Raw genomic sequence first — 20,367 nt, 5'->3', positions numbered from 1 at the left:
ACTGGGGCAAGGCCATCGGTGGGTACCTCTTTCAGTGCGTGGATTTCGCCGTTCACACCGAAGATCCCGCCGATGGCCGTCTACGTGCTGACGCCCCGCCGTTGGTCCCTCAAACCCCACCACTCCCGGGGACTCTTACGCCATCCCGCTCGTCCCGCATGCGGCCGCTTTCCGCGCGGGAGCATCAGAGGGTCTGCGGATCACTGCTCACGCAGGCGAGGAGGACGGCGCCGACATGATGTGGAGCGCACTCGACGACCTCGGTGCCGAGCGGATCGGTCACGGAGTCAAGGCCGTCACTGATCCCCGGCTGGTCGACCGACTGGCCCGCGACCGGGTCGCACTCGAGATGTGCCCGACCTCCAACCTGCAGACGGGAGTCGTGGCGAGCCGGCTTGCCCATCCGGTGGACAGGCTGCTGCGCGCCGACGTCCCGGTCACGGTGTCCACCGACGCGCGCACCGTCTCCGGAGTCACCCTTGCCGACGAGCGTGAGCTGCTACGCGCCACCTTCGGCTGGCGAGAGGACGAGTGGCGGACCTGCCAGCTCAACGCACTTGCCGCTGCCTTCGTCGACGACGCGACCCGCTCAGCCCTGGGACCGGCGATCACTCGTGACCTGGCCCGCTGAGACTGGGGCGGCCGTCGTGGTCGTCGGCTCCGTGAACGTCGATGACACGATGTACGTCGACGTCCTTCCCCGTCCGGGACAGACCGTGCTGGCCCGGGCCGCCCGGCAGGGAATCGGAGGAAAGGGCGCGAACCAAGCCGTTGCCGCGCGCAGAGCGGGAGCGACGACCTACCTGCTGGGCGCGGTGGGTGACGACGGCGCCGGCGAGGACTGCCGATGCGCGCTCGACGCGCTCGGCGTGGACACTACTTATCTGGTGCCGGTGTCCGGCCAGGTCACCGGTCGCGCAGGCGTGATGGTGGCCGCCGATGGCGAGAACGCCATCGTCGTAGCGCCCGGTGCCAACCTGCACGTCCCGAGTGACCTGCTGGATGCGCGCCTGGTCGGTCTACTGAGTGACGCCGGAGCGGCCGACGCCATCGTCCTGCTGAGCCAGGGCGAGCTCGACCCCGTCACGCTCGGCCTGACGGCGGTCGCCGCACGGCGCTCGGGCGTGCCATGGGTGCTGAACCTTGGTCCGGTGGCCGATGTCGGCGCCGAGCTGCTCGGGCAGGCGGCCGTGCTCGTCGTCAACGAGGAGGAACTCCGCGACCTCGCTGACCGCCATGACGTGGGATCGGGTCCGGCAGCCACACTCGCCCCCCGGGTCCGTGACGCCCTGAGTTGCCCGGCGCTCGTCGTCACCCTCGGCGCCCGTGGCAGTCTCATTGTCACGAGCCGGTCGGAGCCCCGCACCGTCCCCGCCCTCGCCGTCGAGAAGGTCGTCGACACCACAGGTGCCGGAGACGCCTACGTCGGCACGCTGGCTGCTTGGCTCGCCGCCGGGGCCAGCCTGTACGACGCCGCCGTCCGTGCGACCGCCGCGGGTGCTGCAGCGGTCACGCGCACCGGCGCCCAGTAGCGCCAGACTGCCGAGCGCCCCTCCCTAGCATCTGCCGAGCGCTTGGCCGGCCGGACTCACCACACCGCCGGCCGACGCAAGATCGCCTGCCTCGGTCGCTGTGCGAAACGCCCCGGCGACCGCAGCGCGGCACGCACTCCCGCGGCACGTCTCCGTGAGGTGTGCGCGGCACTCGTGTCTCTCCCGCGGACGGGCGTAGCGCCGAAACGTGCGGTCCTCGAAAAGCGACCCGAAAACGCTTGCCAAACCTCATGAGAACAATGGTAGGTTTGCCGGACTCAACCAAGGAGTCGAACACGATGGATCACTGGAGTGGCGCGTGCAGGCAACAGGGATCAGCGCCCATGCCGGCGACGATCTGGTCTGCGTCGAGCGTCGGCGCAGAGGCTCCCCATGATTGAGCTCCGGCAGATCGGCGAGCAGGTTTGGTCCCGCACCGTGATGCTCGGAGGCGAGGCCCACGTTGCGACCTACCTCGTCGGTGGAGATGGATGGGCGCTCATCGACACCGGCGTGAAGTTTCCGCCCGGCGACCCGCGGTCCCTGTCGCGATCCGCGCTGGCTCGGATCCCGGGCTTCGACGACCTCGATCACATCGTCTTGACCCACGGGCACTATGACCACGTCGGTGGCGTGGCTGCCCTTGCTGCGGAGTACCCGGCCGCCCAGATCTACCTGCACCCTGCCGACCGGCGGATGGCTTCCTCCGCGATCGTCCAGAGTGAGGAGATGGCTGCCTTCGCGAAGGCATGGAACTTGCCTGAGAAGGCGGCGTCCATGGAAGCCCACATCAACGAGCGCATGACCGGGGTGCATCCGGAGTACGACCTGGCCGACGGCATGCGAATCGACCTGGGCGGCGGAGCACTCATTGAAGTCATCGCGCTGCCGGGGCACACCGCCGGCTCGGTGGCGTTCCGGTTGGCGGCAGAGGACATCACCTTCGTTGGCGACGCAGTTCAAGGATGGGGGTCGCGGACAGGCAGCTGGCCGTTCTACGCCGACCCGACGTCGTACCGAGACTCCTTGAAGAGACTAGCGAGCTACGGCCCGCAGCGACTTGCGATGGCGCACGGCTACCACTGCGGTCTTCCCTTCAACAGCGCCGTGCTTGGTGCATCGGACGTACTGGCGGCACTGGAACTGAGCGTCAGTGTTGTGGACGCGATTGAACGGGAGGTGCTCAAGGGACAACCTGGCCGGCCGGCTCTGGAGATGGCCAGGGAGGTGGTTCACGCGCTACTCGACGAGATCCCGGCGCGAACGGAGCCCACGACCGGGTTGCCGAACCACGCAGGCATGGCCCTGTGGGCTCATGGGCTCAGATCGAGTACCACGCCCCACCAATGACGCCGATGACAGACGGGTGTCGCGCACCGACGAAACCCGGACGAATCGGTTCGCTGGCTGCCAGCTGACGCGAACCCTGGCAGCAGCGAAAGGTCGTTTCGCCTCGGCGACCGACCGCATGTATCTCATCCGCGATGGCACACCTCGGGACAGAAATCAGGAGGAAGACGATGATCATCAGAACGACGGCTCTGGTCGCCGCTGCGAGTGCGCTCGCCTTGGCGATCCAAGGATGCTCGGACACGGCAGCGGACTCGGACCGAACCGAGATCGTGGCGAAGATCCAGGACTCGGATCTGCCCGATTCGGAGCGGATCGATGCCATCAAGGAGCGCGGCGAACTGCGAGTGGGAGTCCTCCCCGGATTCCCGTTCCTCGTTCAGGACATCACGGGCGACCCGAATGACTACGCGGGTCCCGCGTGGTATCTCGCCAATGCCTACGCAGATGCTCTGGGCGTGAAGCTCAAGGTCGTTCCGGTCACCCATGAGACGAAGATCCCGGTGTTGGCAGCCGACCAGGTCGACATCACCATCTCGCCACTGTCGGTGACCGACGAGCGCAAGGAGGTGGTCGACTTCGTCGAGTACACCGACACCGGTGTGTGCTACATCGGGCTGAAGGACAACGAGAAGTTCACCTCCATCGATGACTTCAGCGACCTGAACTCCGCAGACATGACGCTCGCCTACTTCCAGGGCCAGCCGACGGAGGAGCTGCTGGTCGAGAAGTACCCGGAGCTGGTCTACAGGGCGGTGCCCGGATCGGGCGGCGATGTCCCGATCGAGGAGATCCTGTCGGGCCGTGCGGATGTTGCGGTGGTCTCTCCTCAGGCGACTGGGCCGCAGCTCACGAAGGCATACCCGGACCTGGCGACCTTCCCGGAGGGTGACGACTGTCTGGACAGCGAAGAGTTCGCCCTGCCCAATGGGATGGCTATCGACAAGGGCCAGCCCGAGTTCCTCGATGTCCTGCAAGAGGTCTTCGAATCGGTCGCCGACGAGGTGGCCGATGAGGAGCGGCGGGTCGTCGACGAGGGCATTGGGTTCAGCATCAGCGGCGGATGATCGTCACCGCTCGGACTGGGCCGGCGCCAGGAGGCTTCGATGAACTTTGACGTCGTGCTGGACAACCGCGACTTCCTTCTCGATGGGCTTCGAGTCACGGTGTTCATCTCCGCGCTCGCGATCGTCATCTCGCTGGCCATCGGTTTGCTGGTGGGCGGGGTCCGTGCCTACGGTCCCCGCCCGCTGGCCGCCGTCGCTGCGGTCTATGTGGACGTCGTCAGATCGATCCCGTTCCTTGTGATCCTGATGTGGTTGTTCTTCGCACCGCCCATCATGCTGGGCGTCGGTCTGTCGCCGCTGTGGACGGCGGTTGCAGCGCTGGCGGTGCACGAGGGGGCGTACTTCGCAGAGATCTTCAGGGCGGGCCTGCTCTCGGTCCGTGCTGGGCAGACGCAGGCCGGCTTGGCGATGGGGATGACGAAGATGTTGGTCATCCGACGCATCGTCGTGCCGCAAGCAACCATCCGCATGCTTCCGCCGCTGGCGACATACTGCGGCGCGATCGTGCAGAAGTCGGCTGTGACCAGCGTGATCGCGGTCGAGGAGATGACCAGGCAGGCTCAGTTGCTGACCAGCGTGACCTACCGGCCGTTCGAGATATTCACCTCTGTGATGGTGGTCTACGCCGTGATCGTCTACAGCCTCATCTGGGCCGTGGAGGCTGTCTACAAGAGGCTTGCACCGAGGGGCGCATCATGAACTTCCTGGACAATCTGGACTGGTCGGTCATCCCGAGCAACGCGGACCTGCTGTGGAGCGGTGTGCAGTTGACGGTCGTGCTGACGTTCGTGACGATGATCCTCTCGATCATCTTTGGGACGGTGCTTGCTGTCCTTCGAGTCTGTGGCTACAGGGTGCTGTCCTGGCCTTCGGCTTTCGTCGTCAACTTCTTTCGCTCGGTCCCGCTCCTGCTGCTGTTGTTCTGGGTCTTCTACGTGCTCCCAGCGACCACCGACATCAGGCTCTCGCCCTTCCTCGCTGCCCTGGTGGGTCTTTCCGCGTGCGGCAGCGCCTACGTGGCTGAAGTGATCCGAGCTGGGATCCTGTCGATTCGGAAGGGCCAGCGAGAGGCCGCCCTCGCCCTGGGGATGACTCGGAGCAAGGCGTTTCTGCGAATCACGATGCCTCAGGCCGTACGTCGGGTGATACCGCCGTTGGCAACCATCTGGGTGTCGTTGTTCAAGGACACCTCGTTGGTGTCCACGATCGGTGTCGCAGACCTCTCCCACGCAGCGCTGAGTGTGCGAGCGCAGACCTTCCGGGTCTTTGAGATTCTGACGGCGCTAGCCGTCATCTATCTCCTCCTCGCGTATCCCCAGGCAAAACTGACCGACTGGCTTCATCGGCGCCTGCGCGTCGAAGAGTGAAGGGTGGATATGAGTATGTTGGCCAACGGCGAGGCGCTTGCGCCGGACATCCTGGTCTTCGACGGAGTCGTCAAGTCCTACGGCGAAGCTCCTGTCTTGCAGGGTGTGAGTTTCTCTGTGAAGGCAGGCGAAGTGGTGTGCGTGGTAGGGCCGAGCGGCTCGGGGAAGTCCACGTTGCTGCGCTGTGTCAACGGGCTGGAGAAGTTCACCGCCGGCCGCATCTTGTTCGAGGGGGCGGAGCTTCCGACAAGTGAACGCAGCCTGGCCCAGATCCGTCAACGGATTGGCATGGTCTTCCAGCACTTCGAGTTGTTCCCTCACATGACGGTCCTCGGCAATGTGGTGGAAGGGCCAGTTCAGGTGCTGGGTGAATCCAAGGCGTCAGCGCGAGCGCGCGGCCTCGAACTCCTGGCGAAGGTGGGCCTCGAGAGCAAGCAGCACGAGCGACCTGCCAACCTGTCAGGCGGACAACAGCAGCGAGTGGCTATCGCTCGTGCGCTGGCCATGCGCCCGGATCTGATGCTGTTCGACGAAGCCACATCAGCCTTGGACCCACAGATGGTCGGGGAGGTGCTCGGGGTGATGAAGCAACTGGCCGATGACGGTATGACCATGCTGATCGTGACTCACGAGATGGGCTTCGCCAAGCGAGTGGCCGACCGCGTCGTCGTCCTCGACCAAGGCCAAGTGATCGCGTCTGGGCCACCGTCCGACGTGTTGGAGAACTCGGCGAACCCTCGCGTTCGGGAGTTCTTGCAGCAGGTGCGCTGGGACGGTGCTGAGGCGGAGGCTCCGCGCACGTGACCCACCAGGTCACCACGGTTCGTGGGCCTGTGCCGGCTGAGGAGCTCGGTGTCACCTTGATGCACGAGCACGTGCTCATCGACATGACCCGCGAGATCCGGCACGGTGGGATCCTGAACGACGTCGGCGTGGCGAAGCGCGAGCTGGAGCTGTTCCGCGACCGGGGCGGACGCACCGTGGTCGACTTGACGGTGCGGGGGTTGGGCGGCGATCCCGGGGCATTGCGGCGGATCAGCGAGGCGACCGGGCTACATATCGTGCTCGGCGCCGGCTTCTACCGACACCAGTTCCTCGACATGGCGCTCATCGACCAGACCCCCACGCCCAGGCTGGCCGATCTCATCACCCGCGATCTGGTCGAAGGCATCGGTGCGACAGGCGTGCGTGCTGGCATCATCGGCGAGATCGCGTGCGACGAGTGGATCACGGCGGCTGAGGAGCGTGTCTTCCGCGCTGCCGCGCGGGCGCACCTGCGCACGGGGGCGGCGATCACCACCCATGCGGCGCGTTGGCCCGTGGGCCACGTCCAGCTCGACCTGCTCGAAGAGGAGGGCGTGGAGGCTCGCTACGTGATCATCGGCCACTCCGACAGCGTTGCCTCTGTCGACTGGGACGGCGAGGCGGACGTGACGGCCTACCACCGAACCCTGGCGGCACGCGGCGCGTACGTCGAGCTGGACAACATCCGGGCGCTGGCTCCCCACGAGCTCGAGCGCCGGGTGCGATACGTGCGCAGTCTCATCGATCACGGCTACCTCCACCATGTGTTGCTCTCGCACGATGTGGCCGTCCAGGCGCACCTGCGCTGCAACGGGGGCGGCGGCTACTCGTTCATCCTCGACGAGTTCAGCGCCCTGCTGCGCGCGGCCGGCACGACCGAGCAGGAGCTGCACACGATCTTGGTGGACAACCCACGTCGTGCGCTCAGCGGCGCCGCGCGCCCGCCGGTGAAGGGCGAGCGCACGACTTCCTGAGCTCGGCCTTCCCCTGCGCCCGGCCCCGTCGACGACGGGGCCGGGCGCCGTCGTCTCCTCGTCTCCTCGGTTCTTCTGAACCTATTGGAAATCCTCTGAACCTGTTGACGGCGCCCGACGGATTCCGATATACCTGACATAGTTCTTATCTACTGGGAAGTTTGAGGAGCTGCCATGAAGACCGGTCTGTTCTACGTCTGCGAGAGCCCGGACAACGACGTCAAGCGCGCGTACGCCGAGATGTTGGACCAGGTGGAGTACGCCGAGGAGCTCGGCTTCGAGTCCGTCTGGCTGGCGGAGCACCACGGCTCCAACTACGGGTCGATGCCGCGTCCCGCCATCATGGCTGCGGCGATCGCCCAGCGAACGGCGCGGATCCGGATCGGGGCGATGGTCTCGATCCTGCCCTTCGAGAACCCGGTCCGTACCGCCGAGGACTGGGCGATGGTCGATGTGCTGAGCGAAGGCAGGCTCGACTTCGGCACCGGCCGTGGATACCAGCCGCGCGAGTTCGCGATGATGGGCAAGGACCCCGCGCAGAGCCGCGAGCTGTACAACGAGGCGCTCGACATCGTGCTCGGTCTGTGGCGCGAGGACAGCTTCTCCTACGACGGTCCCTTCCATCAGCTCGAGAACACGACGCTGGTCCCGCGTCCCCTCCAGTCGCAGGTGCCCACTTGGGTGGCCGCGCTGAGCCCCGAGACCTACGAGATGGCGGCCGCTCGCGGGGTCCGGATCATCACGCAGCCGAACAACCGCCAGACCCTCGAGGACCTCAAGAAGAACTACCTCGCCGCCGAGCAGGTGTACTTCGAGTCCGGCTTCGAGCGCCAGGACCTCGAGTTCCCGATGAACATGGTCGTGCACCTCGCCTCCTCCAAGAGCAAGGCGCTCGAACGGTCGGAGCGGTCCTTCGACTGGTACATGACGAAGCTACGCGGCCTCGTGCCGGGCAGCGATGGCAAGCCGGCGGCCAAGGGCTACGAGACGTACGCCGCCGGCTACGCCGCGGACGAGGCGAAGTTCTCCCTCCGCGGCCAGGCCGAGGAGCGTCTCGTGCTGGTCACCGACCCCGACGACGCCCGCGAGTTCATGCTGGCGTTGCAGCAGGAGCTGGACCTCAAGCACTTCACCTGTTTCATGCGCTTCGGAGGCCTCGGCCACGACGATGTCAAGGAATCGATGCGCCTCTGGGCGACCGAGGTCGCGCCGGCGCTGCGCGAGGCTGCGGGCGGCGGCGCGGCGTGACCGACGTCCGGAGCAGTGCCGCTCCCTTCTGGAGTCCGTCGCGGGAGCAGCGTGACGGCAGTCGCGTGATGGCGCTCGCCAGGGCGCACGGCGTCGCGTCGTACCCCGAGCTCGTCGCGCGCTCCCAGCGCGATCCCGACTGGTTCTGGACCGCCGCCGTGGAGGACCTGGGACTCCAGTTCGGCACTCCCTTCATCGAGGTGCAGAACAACGCGGCCGGGCCCTCACGCACCACGTGGTTCACCGGAGGAAGGCTCAATCTGGCGTGGAATTGCGTAGGGCGTTGGGCGGAATCGTCGCCGGACCGCGTCGCGGTGGTGGCCGCGGACGAGGACGGCGTGATGGAGCACGTCACCTATGCCGATCTCTGGGCGCGGGTCCGTCGTTTCGCGGCAGGAATGGCCGCACGTGGGATCGGTGCGGGCGATCGGGTCGGGCTCTGTCTGCCCATGGGCGTGGCGGCGGTCGTCGCCTCCCATGCCTGTGCACTGCTCGGCGCTGTGCAGGTGCCGCTCTTCACGGGACTCGCGGCGCCGGCGATACGTGAACGTCTCGTCGACGCCCAGGTGCGCGCCGTCGTCACCGTGACCGAGATGAGGCGCAAGGGCAGTCCGGTCCGTCTCGCCGCTGCGGTGGTGGCGGCGATGTCGTCGGAGGAGGAGTGCCTGGTCATCGTCGATGTCCGGACCGGTTCGGAGCTCCCCGACGACGAGCGGGTGGTCGCCTGGTCGGACCTCGACGACTCGCCGGCGCTCGACGAGGTTCCTCTGCACGACAGCGAGCATCCCTACCTGCTGGCCTACACGTCGGGGACGACCGGCAGGCCGAAGGGCATCGTCCACGCCACCGCAGGCTTCTTGGTCAAGATCGCTGCGGAGGCCGCCTACCAGACCGACGTGGGACCGGACGACCGACTGGTCTGGTTCACCGATCTCGGCTGGCTGATGGGGATCTGGTCGATCGTCGGGTGCCACGCGAACGGTGCCGGCGTGGTGGTCTTCGAGGGGGTGCCCACGGCGAGGCCGGACCAGATCTGGTCGCTCTGTGAGCAGGCAGGCATCACGGTGCTGGGATTGTCGCCCAGCCTGGTGCGCAGCCTTCCGGCCGCGGCAAGGAAGTCGGTCGCGGAGCACGACCTCGGCTCGCTGCGAATCCTCGCCTCGACCGGCGAGGCATGGGATGACGACTCCTATCGATGGTTCGCGAGCGTTGTCGGGGGCGGTCGTCTTCCCGTCATCAACTTCTCGGGCGGCACGGAGGTCGGGGCTTGCTTTCTCTCCTGCTCGCCGGCCCACCCCATCAAGCTCGGCTCGGTCGGGCTTCCGAGCCTCGGCATGGCGATCGACGTCGTCGACGCCGAGGGCGCCACGGTGCCGATCGGCGAAGGCGAGCTCGTCTGCCGCCGGCCGTGGCCCGGCATGACTCGCGGCATCTGGCGGGACCCTGTCCGCTTCGAGGAGAGCTACTGGAGCCAGCACCCGGGCATGTGGACCCACGGTGACGTCGTCGTCAGGGACTCAGACGGTCACTGGTTCGTTCGTGGGCGTTCGGACGACACCCTCAACGTCGGCGGAAAACGGATCGGGCCATCAGAGCTGGAATCGGTGCTGCTCGTACACCCGGCGGTCCTCGAGGCAGCCGTGGTCGCGGTGAGCGACCCGCTCAAGGGCCACACACCGTGGGCCTTCTGCGTTCTGGCCGACCCGCAGGGGCCCGGCACCCACGTCGTGCAGTTCGAACTGATCGAGGCGTTGCGACGCCAAGTGGGACCCGCCTTCGTGCCGAGTCGATTTCTCTACGTCAACCGGCTGCCGAAGACCAAGAGCCACAAGGTCGTGCGCCGAGTGCTGCGCGACGTCGCCGAAGGGAACGAGCCGGGTGATCTGAGTGGCCTCGCCGATCCGGAGGTCGTCGCCCGCATCGCTTCGACGGTGGCGTCGCGATGACGGCGCCGGCGTCGGTGCGCAGCGACGTCCACACGCACATCTGGGCGCCAAGCCATCTCTCGGGCGCCTTCCGGGTTGATCTCGACCGAATCCGACCCGGCGGAGCCGCCATCGACGCCAGCCCCGAGGCCCACAGGGCGTCCGATCGGCCGGAACGCACGATCGTCGTGGCCTTTGACGGGGCTCACAGCGGCCTCGAGGTGCCGGACCACTTCGTCGCTGCCTATGTCGATCAGGATCGAGAGAGGCTCATCGGGTACTGCTCCGTGAATCCGGTCGCCCGTGATCCGCGGGACGCGATCACCCGCGCGGTGGATGAACTCGGGCTTCGTGGGGTCAAGATTGCGCCGACCTATCAGGCATTCGACCCGTTGGGGCCGGAAGCCTTCCGCCTTTACGAGGAGATCGCGGCACGCGAGCTGCCCGTCCTGTGGCATCAGGGCGCAGCCTTCGTGCGGAACTCCGTGCTGTCGTTCGCTCCTCCACGCCTGATCGACGACGTGGCCCGCCGGTTCCCGGAGATGAAGATCGTCATCGCCCACGCCGGTTCGCCCTGGCCCGAGGAGTGCCTGGCCGTGGTGCGCAAGCACCCCCAGGTCTTCGCCGACATCTCCGGCATCGTCGCCAGGCCGAGCCTGATCCGGTCGGTGCTCACTTCGGCCACCGAGCTCGGCTGCAGCGATCGGCTGCTGTTCGGCACCGACTGGCCCTTCGCGACCGTCGCAGAAGTGGCCACGAGCCTGCAGGCCGTGGCGGACGACGACGACCTCACCCCAGCGACGCGGTCGGCCGCGTCATCCCTTCTGGCTCGCGACTCCGTCGCAGCCCTCGGATTCTGATCTAGGAGAGCACGTTGAGCACGACAGCACCGCGCATCGGGACGATCTACTACAGGGTCCCGCGAGCGCAGTTCGATGACCTGGCCCGGTTCTTCGGAGATCAGGTTGGGCTGCCCGTCAAGTTCCGCGACAGCTCTGAGTGGGTGGCTTTCGACGGCGGGGGCCTGACGCTCGCGCTGGAGGGCTGCGACCGTGACGCTACAGAAGGTCCCTTCCTTGCGCTGCGCGTCGCGGACGTCGCGGCTGCGCGGAGCGCCTTCCTGGCGCTCGGTGTGGTGGCCGGCGATATCACCGTAGGCGGACACGAGCGGCGCTTCGAGGTCGATACGCCGTGGGGCGACCAGATCTCGGTGTACCAGCCGGGTACAGGGGAGTGAGGTAGCGATGTCGGTCTCACGCGAGGAGTTCCGTTCGATCGTGGGGGCCTTCCCCACTGGTGTGACGGTCGTGACGGTCATGGACGCGGACGGCCGCGCCAAGGGGCTCACCAGCAATGCGTTCACCTCTGTCTCCGCGGATCCGCCCCTGCTGCTCGTCTGTGTCGACAAGAGCTCGAGGAGTCTTCCCGCCCTCCGGCAGGCCGGGTCGTTCGTGGTCCACTTCCTCGCGGAGTCGGCCTCGGAGCTGTCGGCTGTCTTCGCCTCGCGGTCCCACGACAAGTTCGCCGGCCTGGCGTGGACGCCGTCCGAGGTCGCGAACGGTGCCCCGGTCCTCGAGGAGGGTGTCGTCGCGCACGCTGAGTGCCGGACGTACGCCGAGGTGGACGCCGGGGACCACGTGATCTTGCTGGGGAGGATCGAGTGCGGCGAGCGGCGCGGCGGGAGCCCCCTGATGTACTACCAGCGGCAGTACGGTGCCTGGCCGTCGCCGGTTGACGCCTGACAACGCCCGTCGGTTCAGCGTTCGCTGGCCTGGCCGCCGAGGTCGGTGTCTACGGAGAGAACGCTGGTGTCTCCCGGCCCCGGGTTGTGCCAGCGGTGCGGGATCCCGCTGGGGAAGTACAGGCAGTCGCCAGTGGCGAGTTCATACTGCTCATCCGTGCCGAGCCAGACCTGCAACTGTCCTGTGAGGACGAAGAAGAACTCCTCGCCCGCATGCTCGAAGACCCCGTCGCTGCCCGATCCTGCAGGCACTGTCAACACCTCGGGGCGCATGATCAGGGTTCCCGTGGCGGCCCTCTCGATCCTCAGCCCGGAGGGCGCCTCGAGGCTGACGGGTCGCTCCGCGGACCGAACGAGCCGCTTTCCGGGGCTGCTCGACTGCATGAGGTCGATCGGTGAGGTCTCGTAGACCTTCGCGAGCCGCTGGAGGCTCGCCACTGACGGATTGCTCGTGCCCCGCTCGATCGCGCTGAGCTGGGAGATCGACAGCCCGACCTTCTCCGCCACGTCACGCAGGGTGAGCCGACGTGAGTGCCGGTGGGCGCGCAGGCGTGCGCCGATGTCTCCCATCGGCGTCGCCGGCCGTTCTGCCGGAGGGCCTTCCTCGCCAGGTTCTTGAAGGAGCCGGGCGATCTCGGCGGTCGAGTAGCCCTTGGCGCGGCGCAGCCACAGCACGCGGCGCAGACGGACGACGTCGTCCTCGGTGTAGCGCCTCTGGTTTCCCGCCGTGCGGGCCGGGGTGATCAGGCCTTGACGCTCCCACTGCCGGAGCGTGTTGATGCCGACCTCGAGGGCCTCGGCCGCCTCGCGGATCGAGTAGGCCATCCCGCCCAGCGTCACGGGCTGCTGCCCACCGGTGGGCTCGGCCTCCTCGGTGGATGCGGATGGCATGGTCCTCCTCTTTGGCGTGGTCTTCGGCGATGCGATGAACTCACGCCGACCGACGCCGCAGCATACTGCGCGAGCAGTGAGGAATGCCAGAACTCGGGTATGTCCACAAGATATGCCAGGTGGCCAGGGGGCGGGTGCGGCGCGAGGGGCCTTCCGTCACACGGTGGAAGGCCCCTCGGTGGCGGGTGCCGTCAGCGGTCCCTCCGCGCGAAGAACATCGCTCCCCGCAACGTCATGACGACATCGCCGTCCTGGTTCAGGGTCTCGACCAGGCAGTGGACGACGCCACGGTCCGGCTTCGAGGCAGACGGTCGCGACTCGGTCACGGTGAATCGCACGCTCAAGGAGTCTCCCGGCCGTACCGGCCGAGTCCAGCGGATCTCCTCGACTCCCGGTGACCCGAGGCTCGCCGCACGGCTGTAGAGCTCGTCGACGAGGATCCTCGTCGTGATCGCTGAGGTATGCCATCCGCTCGCGACCAAGCCCCCGAAGGAGGACCCGCGGGCTGCCTCCACGTCGGTGTGAAAGGGCTGGGGGTCGAACTGTGTGCCGAACTCCACGATCGCCGTTTCCGTGACCTGGTATGCGCCGAGCTCCCAGGTCGCACCGAGCGGAAAGTCCTCCAGGTAGAGGAGAGTCGTCATCGGGTCGCCTCCTTCGTGTCGTCGACGGCTACCATGACCCGGACGTCGACCACCGAACACCCCGTCGGATGGAGCAGCACCGGATTCAGGTCGACAGCGTCGACCTGCTCGTGGTGGGCGAGGGTCGCCAGCGCAACTGCGGCGTCAGCGACGGCGCCGATGTCGAGAACCGGCCGGCCACGGTGGCCGAGAAGCATCGGTGCGCAGCGCAAGCTCTCGATCGCACGCACCGCGTCGTCATGAGTGAACGGGGTGGTCAGCAGGGCGACGTCGTCCTCGACCTCAGTCCAGATGCCGCCGCGGCCGACGATCACCACAGGGCCGAACAACGGGTCGCGCGTCACGCCGAGGAGCAACTCGAAGCCCGGCTCGGCCATGGCCATCACCAACAAGGGGGCGTGCGGGTACTGCTCACGCAGGCCCTTGGCGGCGATGGCGACGGCCTCGGCGTCAGCGAGGTCGAGGACCACTCCGCCGACGTCGGACTTGTGGACGATATCCGGGTCGGCGAGTTTCAGGACGCACGGGAAGCCGATCGCCTGGGCAGCCCGTACCGGGTCCTGGCCGGGCCGGACCACGATCGACGGCACTGCGCGGACACCGTGCTCGGTCAACAATGCAGCAGCCTGCTCGAAGGGCATCTGCCGGGTCGTCGTCGCAACCGCCGTCGTCGTGACCGCCGGTCGGCTTCCATCGACCCGTCTCGGCGACAGTGCGGCGAGCAATCGGGCCATCGACGGGTAGACGGCGATGCCTCCCTCCTTGAGCGCTTCGACGGGCTCCTGGTCGTCGAGGGCGTACGACGAGTGCACGGCCACAGGAGGACCTCCGTCGTTGTGCATCGCGACGAGGTCACGTGTCGTCAGGTTCTCGCGGTCGCGCAGGTAGCCGTACCCGCCGAACACGCCGCTGACGACCATCAGGTCGACGGCCGGATCCTCGCGTACGACCTCCAGGATCCGTGCGATCAGGTGTGGGTCATCCTCGACGCCGCCCGGCGTGTCCGCGGTGAGCGGGTTCAATCCGTCGACCCGCGGTGCGGAGGGCGGAACGAGCGGGGCGAGACGTTCCTGTGTCTCGGGGGACAGCGCCGCGAGGTGGAAGCCGCTGGTGGCCACGGCATCGGCTGCCAGCGCGGTGTCCCCTCCGCCGTCGGCGATGACGAAGACGCCGCTGCCGACGGCGGGCGTCCGGACCGCGCCCTGGAGCACATCCATCATCACGTCAGGGGAGTCCACGCAGATCGCGCCATGGGCGCGTACGGCGCTGAGCCAGACCTTGGAGTCGCCCGCCAAGGAGCCGGTGTGGGTGGCGGCCACCATCGCACTCTCGGCGGTGCGGCCTGCCTTGATGACGGCGACGGTCTTGCCGCCGGCGGCGCAGGCGTCGAGGCCGGCGAGGAAGCGCTCCAGGTGCTTCGGAGGCATGCCTTCGACGTACAGGCCGACGGCACGGGTGTCGTCGTCTGCGGCGAAGTGTTCGAGGGCGTCGCCGAAGCCGACGTCGATCTGGTTGCCGATGCCCATGCACGTCGAGAAGCCGGTGCGGACAAGCCGTGCCTGCTGGTGCAGCGCGATCGCCACGCTCCCCGACTGGCTGGCGACGGCGATGGGTCCGGTCGGAATCTCCCACGGCGTCAGGTTGACCCTCCCCGATGCGCTCTGGACGCCGAAGCAGTTGGGGCCGAGAAGCCGCATCCCCGCCTCGCGCGCGATGGCGAGCAGGGCGTCCTGGGCACGCCTTCCTTCGTCGCCGGACTCGCCGAAGCCGGTCGACGGGATGATGACGTTCGGTACGCCACGCTCGGCACACTGCTCGACGGTCGTCACCACCGCCGCCGCCGGAACGGTGATCATCGCACAGTCGATCGCACCGGTGATCTCGTGCAGCGAGCTGACCAGGGGGGCCGGTCGACGGTCCCTGTCCGCTGGGGTCGCGGCGCGGTTGACGCCGTAGATCCTGCCACTGAAGCCGTAGTCCACGGTGTGTTGCATCGCCCAGCTGCCGTACTTGTTGGGGTCGCGGGACGCGCCGATCACGGCGAGGGTCCGGGGGTTGAGCAGCCCGGAGAGGGGCGGGGTCATGAGTGCCTTCCTGTGGTGTTTCAACGGGTGCGGTCCTTGCTGGTGAAGCGCTGGGCCGCGGATTGCATGGCCGGGTCCTCATCGACGCGCATGAGGTGCTGGGTCTCCAGTGCGAGAGCGTCGTCGAGTGTGCCGTCGGCCCCGGCATCGATGGCGTTCTTGGCGAGGCGCACGGCGAGCGGCGACAGCGCCACGATGTCGGTGGCGAGCTCGGTGGCGCGCGTGACGTGGCCCCCCGGGGCCGTCACCTCGTTGACCAGTCCCAGGTCGTGGCCGCGCACGGCATCGAAGCGGGCTCCGAAGAGCAACAGCTCCTTGGCGCGGGCGGGGCCGACGGTCAGAGGGAGTCGGTGTGAGATGCCCTGGCCGACCGCCTGCGCCACGGCGACCTCGGGAAACGCGAACACCGCGGTCTGATCCGCGACGACGAGGTCGCACATGAGGGCGATCTCGCATCCCGCGCCCATGGCGTAGCCGTGGACGGCAGCGATGACGGGGAAGGGCGCCCGGCGCACCAGTCTCGTGATCTCCTCCGCCTCGGTCAGCAGGCGACGGCGCGCATCAGGATCGGTGCTCGGGGGCTGGATCTCCTTGAGGTCCTGGCCCGCGCAGAAAGCTCGACCGTTTCCGGCGAGGACCATGGCCCGAGGGCTCTCGTCGATTGCCTGAGTCAGGACGGTGACCAGGTCGCGGACGAGCTGCGCCGAGACTGCGTTGAGGCGTTCGGGGCGGTTGAGCCGGACGTGGGCCACGTCCTCGACGATCTCGAGGTCGACGGTCCGGTCGGTCGTGTCCATCGTGGTGTCCTTTCGGAGGGGTCAGGTGAGGGTGCGGCCGGCAGATACGTCGAAGGTCGCCCCGGTGCTGAAGGTCAGGTCGTCGCTGGCGAGGAAGGCGATCAGGCGGGCGACCTCTTCGGGCTCGCCCATCCGGCCGATCGGCATCCGGGAGACCATCGCGTCCAAGGCGTCGTCGTCGACCCCCTCCAGGAGAGGGGTGCGAATGACGCCCGGCGTCACGCAGTTCACAAGCACGCCGTAGGACGCGAGCGCGACGCCGAAGGACTGAGTCAGGTTCACGACGCCCGCCTTGCTGGCGGCGTATGCGGCCAATGATGCCTGGCCGCGGGTCCCGGCGACGGAGGCGACGTTGACGATGCGCCCGCGGCGACGCTGCGCCATGTGGCGCGCGGCGGCGCGACAGGCGTGGAAGGTGCCGTCGAGGTTGACGGCGCTGATTCGCCGCCACTCCTCGTCGCCGATCTCCCAGGGGAGGCCGACCGTCCCCGGCGTGCCTGCGGCGCACACCAGGATGTCGAGTCCCCCGTGGGTGCGGACGACGGTGTCGACGACAGTATCGACGGCGGCGGCGTCCGTGACGTCGCAGCCGAGAGCGTGTTCGGCGTCGCCCACGACGAGATCCGCGACGACGACCGTGGCGCCGCCGGCGCGGAGGAGGGCCGCCGTTGCCGCGCCGATACCGCTGGCGCCGCCGGTCACCAGGGCGACGCGGTCGTGGAAGTCGTAGGTGTTCGAGCTAGTGATGGCAGCCACCTCGATAGAGTTGATAGGAACTATGATAGGTTTACCGTAGTCCACTGTAGGTCGAGATGAAAAGAGGCGCCATGGTCCCGCTGGTCTCCTACGTCGACGGTGAGTACGTCGGCGACCACCTCGGCGGTCCCGGGACGCATGATCGGGAGAACCCGGCAGACGTCGCCGAGGTGGTCTCGACTGCTCGGTGGGCCGACCCCGCGATCGCCGAGCACGCGGTCGCGTCCGCGCGAGCGGCGTCCTCGTCCTGGCAGGCCACTCCTGCGCCGGTGCGCGGTGACGTACTGCGCCGGTGCGCGGATCTGCTGGAGCAGCGGACAGCCGCCATCGCACAGGACATGGCCAGAGAGCAGGGCAAGACCGTTCCCGAGGCGGCGGGCGAGGTCGGGCGTTCCGTCGCGATCTTGCGCTACTTCGCCGCCCAGACCCTCGCGCCCGATGGATCGAGCTACCCCAGTCATCAGGCCGGTACTCGGCTCTTCTCCCGCCGCATCCCCGTCGGAGTGGTCAGTGCGATCACCCCGTGGAACTTCCCGCTGGCGATCCCCGTTTGGAAGATCGCGCCCGCCCTGGCCTACGGCAACACCGTCGTGTGGAAGCCCTCGGAGGTCGTCCCGCTCACCTCGACCGCGCTTCTGGCCGCCTTCATCGATGCCGGGCTGCCGGGGGGTGTCCTCCACATGCTTCTGGGCGGAGGTGCCGGCCTCGGCCCTGCCCTGTACGACGTCGACGCGGTGACCTTCACCGGTAGCACCTCGGTCGGCCGGGAGGTCGTGCTCCCAGCGGCCGTCGCCTCCGGGGCTCAGGTGCAACTCGAGCTGGGTGGCAAGAACGTGGCGGTCGTTCTTGCCGACGCGGACCTCGATCTCGCCGTGGCCCAGGTGGCGCGCGGCGCGTTCCTCTCGGCGGGCCAGAAGTGCACCGCGACCAGCCTCGTACTGGCGCAGGAGTCGATCCGGGCAGAGCTCGCTGCCCGGCTGAGTGCATGGGCCGCGGCGGCGGTGGTGGGCGACCCGCGGGCGTCGGCAACCGAGATCGGCCCGCTCGCGACCGCTGCTCAGCTGGAGCGCTACGAGTCGTTCCTCGACCCCGCTGCTCATGGAGGCACGGTGATCGCCGGAGGTCGTGGGCCTGCGGGAGGCCACTTCGCCCGACCCGCAGTCATCTGCGACGCTGACCCGCACAGCCGTGCGAGTCGCGACGAGATCTTCGCGCCTATCGCCGTCCTCGAGCCGGTCGCTGATCTCTCGGATGCGCTTCGGCGTGCCAACGAGACACATTTCGGCCTGACAGCGAGCATCTTCACCTCCGAGCTCGCCGCGGCGTACCGCTTCATCGACGAGATCGAGACGGGGATCGTCAAGGTCAACCAGGAGAGCGCAGGCCTGGAGTTTCACGTCCCGTTCGGCGGGATCAAGGACAGCGGCTATGGCCCAGCCGAGCAAGGTCTGGCCGCGCAGGAGTTCTACACGCGATCCAAGACGGTCTACCTCACGCATGCCGGCTGAGCGGTCGTTGGCTGGGCGGGGTCAGGCGGGACGCACCCCGCGCGAGGTCCGTGCGCCCACCGATTCGGTTCGGGTGTCACACGGGTGGAACCTCACCTCGCCGGCGGCGGGACCGCGAGCGTGTGGGTTCGGGTGCTGTCACCGTCACCGTCACCGTCGCCGATCGCGAACTCGTACCTGACCTCGCCGCCGATGGGGGCATCAGCAAAAACGTGGACGACGATCCGGGTCGTTCCTGCCTCGACCGCGTCGACGCCGAGTCTGTCGACCACCGGGAACTCTGTGTCATCGGCGGCGACGTAGGCAGATCGTGTGCCTGCTTCGAGGTCGAGACTCTGTCGAGCTGTCACCCGAGAGACGACGAAAAGGGCGCCACTTGTCGGCGACGAGTACGCAGCGACGAACTCGATCTCAGCCGCACTTGACGTCGACGTCCTGGAAGGATCACCAGCTGTGACTCGGGAACTGACAGGTTCCCCCGCGAGGTTGAAGGCGACAAGCTTGTCGCCCCGCATCTCGATGTCTGTCCATTCGAGACAGGTTCTCTTCTCTCCGACTCCGTCGCACATCGAGTACGAGTCCTCAGCCTCCGAGAACGCGGCCGGGGGCGCGGTCTTGCCCTGCTCGTCCAGAGCACGAGCGACTTCGAGGGTGTACGTCAGGTAGGCAGCGGCCGGTGATCCCAGCGCCACCAGGGAGCTTGCGGACTCGAGCTCCGCCACGTCTCGGCTGGCGATCGCGGCAAAGTAGCTGGCGGCTGTATGGGCCGTCTCGGTCTGCTCGGTCTGCTCGGTCTGCTCGGTCTGCGCCGTCCTCTGGCTCGGTGAGGTAGCGGTGCCGGTGTCCGTCTCGCCGCATCCCGCGACCAGGGCCGCCAACAGCGCGACCGCGCCGATACGTGTGGCATGAGACGAGGCGAAGTGGATCGGGGACCGTCCAGCGACAGGATTCACGTCGGCCTCCTTTCGGAAGGGTTTGCTCATCGCTGCGTCACCACGACGTCACCTAGGTCGCGACGGCTCCCGGCCCGGAGGACCAAGGGGACCTTCTCGGTCTCAAGCCAGTACGGCGTGCCGTCCTGGTACGGGAAGATCACCTGGAACTCGGGATCGTTGATCCCCTCGCCACTGCGCTCGGCGAGGAACCCGGTAGCGCGACCTCCTCGGAACCCGCGGATGGCGAACCTGCCCGTGTCCCCGTTGGTCCTGGATCGAGAGGGGTGCTCTTCGGTGGGGTTGAACCTCGAACCCGGGGTGAAGCCGAGCTCGTAGGAGAGGTTGGTGATGACGGGCGTCCGGGTGTCGCCGTAGACGAGGCGTCCAGTGACGGTTCCGCCCCGCTGCAGCGGGAGGTCGATGACACGGCTGCCGTTGAGTCGCAATCCGGAGCGGCAGCGCGGCACTCCGCCGTGCGGCCAACCGTCTGCGCCGATCATGACGCGGCCAGGGACCAGTCCGCGGATTCGGTAACGGCCTTGGGCGTCGGCGACTTCGATCTCGTGGAACGCTCCGTACGTCGGGTTCTTCTTTTCAGGCGGGCACAGGTCGCCCGAGGGGGTGTCAGATGGTCTGTGTAAGGGGTCGGTCTCAGCAAAGGAACGATGATGACTGCTGTGACCGAAGGGACCGGGCGACCGGACTACAAGAAGGCCGCTGCTGCTCGGCGTGCTGACCGCGCGG

General features: G+C 67.7%; 21 protein-coding genes. 14 read left to right on the top strand and 7 right to left on the bottom strand.

The window, feature by feature from the left end; genetic code table 11:
- The first annotated feature begins 142 nt into the window (after nucleotides 1-142).
- From KU893_RS22230 to KU893_RS22170, 13 genes are all read left to right on the top strand, one after another.
- The gene (locus tag KU893_RS22230; protein ID WP_218236967.1) at nucleotides 143-631 is read left to right on the top strand and encodes an adenosine deaminase family protein; all 489 of its coding nucleotides are present in this window, start codon (nucleotides 143-145) and stop codon (nucleotides 629-631) included.
- The gene (locus tag KU893_RS22225) at nucleotides 615-1,532 is read left to right on the top strand and encodes a PfkB family carbohydrate kinase (protein WP_218236965.1); all 918 of its coding nucleotides are present in this window, start codon (nucleotides 615-617) and stop codon (nucleotides 1,530-1,532) included. The genes KU893_RS22230 and KU893_RS22225 overlap by 17 nt, the downstream gene beginning before the upstream one ends.
- A 393-nt stretch (nucleotides 1,533-1,925) precedes the next feature.
- Complete coding sequence (locus tag KU893_RS22220) at nucleotides 1,926-2,882, top strand: MBL fold metallo-hydrolase (RefSeq protein WP_218236963.1); 957 nt, start codon at nucleotides 1,926-1,928, stop codon at nucleotides 2,880-2,882.
- Nucleotides 2,883-3,016: 134 nt separating this feature from the next.
- Entirely contained in the window at nucleotides 3,017-3,949 is a 933-nt protein-coding gene (locus KU893_RS22215) for a substrate-binding periplasmic protein (protein ID WP_218236961.1), read from the top strand.
- A gap of 39 nt (nucleotides 3,950-3,988) precedes the next feature.
- On the top strand, nucleotides 3,989-4,648 hold the full coding sequence (locus KU893_RS22210; protein WP_218236959.1) for an amino acid ABC transporter permease: 660 nt from the start codon (nucleotides 3,989-3,991) through the stop codon (nucleotides 4,646-4,648).
- Nucleotides 4,645-5,316 (top strand): amino acid ABC transporter permease, encoded by a 672-nt coding sequence (locus tag KU893_RS22205; RefSeq protein WP_218236957.1) that lies wholly within the window; start codon nucleotides 4,645-4,647, stop codon nucleotides 5,314-5,316. The genes KU893_RS22210 and KU893_RS22205 overlap by 4 nt, the downstream gene beginning before the upstream one ends.
- A gap of 9 nt (nucleotides 5,317-5,325) precedes the next feature.
- A complete protein-coding gene (locus KU893_RS22200) occupies nucleotides 5,326-6,120 on the top strand; it encodes an amino acid ABC transporter ATP-binding protein (protein WP_372449732.1) in 795 nt (264 codons plus the stop codon).
- Entirely contained in the window at nucleotides 6,117-7,094 is a 978-nt protein-coding gene (locus KU893_RS22195) for a phosphotriesterase family protein (RefSeq protein ID WP_218236953.1), read from the top strand. Before KU893_RS22200 ends, KU893_RS22195 begins: the two co-directional genes overlap by 4 nt.
- A 174-nt stretch (nucleotides 7,095-7,268) precedes the next feature.
- A complete protein-coding gene (locus KU893_RS22190; RefSeq protein ID WP_218236950.1) occupies nucleotides 7,269-8,342 on the top strand; it encodes an LLM class flavin-dependent oxidoreductase in 1,074 nt (357 codons plus the stop codon).
- Entirely contained in the window at nucleotides 8,339-10,288 is a 1,950-nt protein-coding gene (locus tag KU893_RS22185; protein ID WP_218236948.1) for an AMP-binding protein, read from the top strand. Before KU893_RS22190 ends, KU893_RS22185 begins: the two co-directional genes overlap by 4 nt.
- Nucleotides 10,285-11,127, top strand: coding sequence for an amidohydrolase family protein (locus tag KU893_RS22180; protein ID WP_218236946.1), 843 nt, complete (start codon nucleotides 10,285-10,287; stop codon nucleotides 11,125-11,127). The genes KU893_RS22185 and KU893_RS22180 overlap by 4 nt, the downstream gene beginning before the upstream one ends.
- A 14-nt stretch (nucleotides 11,128-11,141) precedes the next feature.
- Nucleotides 11,142-11,504 (top strand): VOC family protein, encoded by a 363-nt coding sequence (locus KU893_RS22175; protein WP_218236943.1) that lies wholly within the window; start codon nucleotides 11,142-11,144, stop codon nucleotides 11,502-11,504.
- A 7-nt stretch (nucleotides 11,505-11,511) separates the two neighbouring features.
- The gene (locus KU893_RS22170) at nucleotides 11,512-12,009 is read left to right on the top strand and encodes a flavin reductase family protein (protein WP_218236941.1); all 498 of its coding nucleotides are present in this window, start codon (nucleotides 11,512-11,514) and stop codon (nucleotides 12,007-12,009) included.
- A gap of 14 nt (nucleotides 12,010-12,023) precedes the next feature.
- Here the strand turns inward: KU893_RS22170 and KU893_RS22165 are convergent, their stop codons facing one another.
- The 5 genes from KU893_RS22165 to KU893_RS22145 all read right to left on the bottom strand — a co-directional run bounded on the left by KU893_RS22165 (nucleotide 12,024) and on the right by KU893_RS22145 (nucleotide 17,180).
- Entirely contained in the window at nucleotides 12,024-12,833 is an 810-nt protein-coding gene (locus tag KU893_RS22165; protein WP_218236939.1) for a MerR family transcriptional regulator, read from the bottom strand.
- 257 nt (nucleotides 12,834-13,090) lie between these two features.
- Nucleotides 13,091-13,543: a MaoC family dehydratase gene (locus KU893_RS22160; protein ID WP_218236937.1), complete on the bottom strand. Its 453-nt coding sequence runs from the start codon at nucleotides 13,541-13,543 to the stop codon at nucleotides 13,091-13,093.
- Complete coding sequence (locus KU893_RS22155; protein WP_218236935.1) at nucleotides 13,540-15,627, bottom strand: acetate--CoA ligase family protein; 2,088 nt, start codon at nucleotides 15,625-15,627, stop codon at nucleotides 13,540-13,542. The genes KU893_RS22160 and KU893_RS22155 overlap by 4 nt, the downstream gene beginning before the upstream one ends.
- Nucleotides 15,628-15,647: 20 nt before the next feature.
- The gene (locus KU893_RS22150) at nucleotides 15,648-16,424 is read right to left on the bottom strand and encodes an enoyl-CoA hydratase/isomerase family protein (protein WP_218236933.1); all 777 of its coding nucleotides are present in this window, start codon (nucleotides 16,422-16,424) and stop codon (nucleotides 15,648-15,650) included.
- Between the two features lie 21 nt (nucleotides 16,425-16,445).
- Nucleotides 16,446-17,180: an SDR family NAD(P)-dependent oxidoreductase gene (locus KU893_RS22145; RefSeq protein ID WP_218236930.1), complete on the bottom strand. Its 735-nt coding sequence runs from the start codon at nucleotides 17,178-17,180 to the stop codon at nucleotides 16,446-16,448.
- Between the two features lie 56 nt (nucleotides 17,181-17,236).
- Here KU893_RS22145 and KU893_RS22140 point away from each other — a divergent pair, with 56 nt between their 5' ends.
- The gene (locus tag KU893_RS22140) at nucleotides 17,237-18,688 is read left to right on the top strand and encodes an aldehyde dehydrogenase family protein (protein ID WP_306811724.1); all 1,452 of its coding nucleotides are present in this window, start codon (nucleotides 17,237-17,239) and stop codon (nucleotides 18,686-18,688) included.
- Between the two features lie 92 nt (nucleotides 18,689-18,780).
- Here KU893_RS22140 and KU893_RS22135 read toward each other — a convergent pair whose 3' ends face one another.
- Both KU893_RS22135 and KU893_RS22130 read right to left on the bottom strand, forming a co-directional pair.
- Nucleotides 18,781-19,671 (bottom strand): hypothetical protein, encoded by an 891-nt coding sequence (locus KU893_RS22135; protein ID WP_218236926.1) that lies wholly within the window; start codon nucleotides 19,669-19,671, stop codon nucleotides 18,781-18,783.
- The coding region (locus tag KU893_RS22130; protein ID WP_218236924.1) for a hypothetical protein at nucleotides 19,668-20,367 on the bottom strand (700 nt) is incomplete at its 5' end. The genes KU893_RS22130 and KU893_RS22135, both read right to left, overlap by 4 nt.

Origin of the sequence: Nocardioides daeguensis (genome assembly GCF_019192965.1) — a bacterium.
Classification (GTDB): Bacteria; Actinomycetota; Actinomycetes; order Propionibacteriales; family Nocardioidaceae; genus Nocardioides; species Nocardioides daeguensis.
This window is presented reverse-complemented; position numbering and strand designations above follow the sequence as displayed.

What these genes read in the sequence shown, in the direction of transcription:
- KU893_RS22220 (WP_218236963.1), top strand. Translation starts at nt 1,926, where the DNA reads ATGATTGAGCTCCGGCAGATCGGCGAGCAGGTTTGGTCCCGCACCGTG.
- KU893_RS22215 (WP_218236961.1), top strand. Translation starts at nt 3,017, where the DNA reads ATGGCACACCTCGGGACAGAAATCAGGAGGAAGACGATGATCATCAGA.
- KU893_RS22210 (WP_218236959.1), top strand. Translation starts at nt 3,989, where the DNA reads ATGAACTTTGACGTCGTGCTGGACAACCGCGACTTCCTTCTCGATGGG.
- KU893_RS22205 (WP_218236957.1), top strand. Translation starts at nt 4,645, where the DNA reads ATGAACTTCCTGGACAATCTGGACTGGTCGGTCATCCCGAGCAACGCG.
- KU893_RS22200 (WP_372449732.1), top strand. Translation starts at nt 5,326, where the DNA reads ATGAGTATGTTGGCCAACGGCGAGGCGCTTGCGCCGGACATCCTGGTC.
- KU893_RS22190 (WP_218236950.1), top strand. Translation starts at nt 7,269, where the DNA reads ATGAAGACCGGTCTGTTCTACGTCTGCGAGAGCCCGGACAACGACGTC.
- KU893_RS22180 (WP_218236946.1), top strand. Translation starts at nt 10,285, where the DNA reads ATGACGGCGCCGGCGTCGGTGCGCAGCGACGTCCACACGCACATCTGG.
- KU893_RS22170 (WP_218236941.1), top strand. Translation starts at nt 11,512, where the DNA reads ATGTCGGTCTCACGCGAGGAGTTCCGTTCGATCGTGGGGGCCTTCCCC.
- KU893_RS22165 (WP_218236939.1), bottom strand. Translation starts at nt 12,833, where the DNA reads ATGGCCTACTCGATCCGCGAGGCGGCCGAGGCCCTCGAGGTCGGCATC.
- KU893_RS22160 (WP_218236937.1), bottom strand. Translation starts at nt 13,543, where the DNA reads ATGACGACTCTCCTCTACCTGGAGGACTTTCCGCTCGGTGCGACCTGG.
- KU893_RS22155 (WP_218236935.1), bottom strand. Translation starts at nt 15,627, where the DNA reads ATGACCCCGCCCCTCTCCGGGCTGCTCAACCCCCGGACCCTCGCCGTG.
- KU893_RS22150 (WP_218236933.1), bottom strand. Translation starts at nt 16,424, where the DNA reads ATGGACACGACCGACCGGACCGTCGACCTCGAGATCGTCGAGGACGTG.
- KU893_RS22140 (WP_306811724.1), top strand. Translation starts at nt 17,237, where the DNA reads ATGAAAAGAGGCGCCATGGTCCCGCTGGTCTCCTACGTCGACGGTGAG.
- KU893_RS22135 (WP_218236926.1), bottom strand. Translation starts at nt 19,671, where the DNA reads ATGAGCAAACCCTTCCGAAAGGAGGCCGACGTGAATCCTGTCGCTGGA.